Origin of the sequence: Pseudomonas sp. 2(2015), assembly GCF_000955865.1 — a bacterium.
Classification (GTDB): domain Bacteria; phylum Pseudomonadota; class Gammaproteobacteria; order Pseudomonadales; family Pseudomonadaceae; genus Aquipseudomonas.
In genome coordinates, this window is record NZ_JYOF01000070.1 from 229 (window position 1) to 1,155 (window position 927).

The window sequence follows — 927 nt, forward strand, 5'->3', positions numbered from 1 at the left end:
ATGGAACCCGATGCCGAGGGTGTCGAACACCTCGGCCAGCCTCTCGATGTCAGTCTGCACCGTTCTCACCTTTCGTCATGTTGTGGGATACGTCGTAGGTACACACATAGCATAACCTACCTGCAATGTTGTGTGTCAAGTCCTATGACGCAAGTCCCGATCGTATACCTCACCGGGGCTGACCTGCGACGATGCGCCNNNCAATCTTGGGGTGTACAGATTCGTTGTGAGGTTGTGGTGGCTGTGCCACACTATTCATATGCCCAACAACACCAATCCACGCCGAGCTGGCGTCCAGCGGCTAAACTATCAGGAAGCTGAGCAGATGCTTCGATCGGGGGCAACACAACAGGAGGTTGCCGACCGATTCGGAGTCCGCCAAGCAGCAGTCTCCCTGGCGATCAGCCGGGGCAACATCAAGCACGACACCGGCTTCGAGCGCCGGCTGCCGTGGCACATGCACCGGGAGCACGTCAACCTCTCCATCCCCCGAAGCCTGCGACTGGCGATGCGAGTCCAGGCCGGCGAGGAGGACATGCCCGAGTACCTTCGCCGACAGGGCGAAGGGTTCATCCGAACCCTCGACGAGATGGACGCAGTGATCCACTACGAGCCGGAGGTTGCGCCCTACTTTTTCCGCGTGCCTCGACGGCACGGGATCGACCTGGGCCTGATCCGCGAGCCGGAAGCAGCGACTGAGTCTGAAGCTAGCTGACCCCTCTACAGCTAAGTCACGAACTCAGCCACAACTACATATAACCAACAAGAACGGACAGCCCCTCAAAGGGCTGTCCGTTTCTTTGTGTTTTAACCAGTTGTGTTAGGGGAACCCCTTAAGGGGGTTCCCTATAACCAGTTAGTTGTTGCTTGTCGTTGTTGTCTCGCTGACGCTCGAAGTCTAACCGACCCTACCGACACCACTTGCGC

At 57.9% G+C, this 927-nt stretch carries 1 protein-coding gene; it reads left to right on the forward strand.

The window, feature by feature from the left end:
• The first annotated feature begins 259 nt into the window (after positions 1–259).
• Entirely contained in the window at positions 260–715 is a 456-nt protein-coding gene (locus UB48_RS26975) for a hypothetical protein (RefSeq protein WP_156160264.1), read from the forward strand.
• Positions 716–927 lie beyond the last annotated feature (212 nt).

Excerpts from the sequence above, each read along its gene's own strand:
- UB48_RS26975 (WP_156160264.1), top strand. The coding sequence starts at position 260 with ATGCCCAACAACACCAATCCACGCCGAGCTGGCGTCCAGCGGCTAAAC.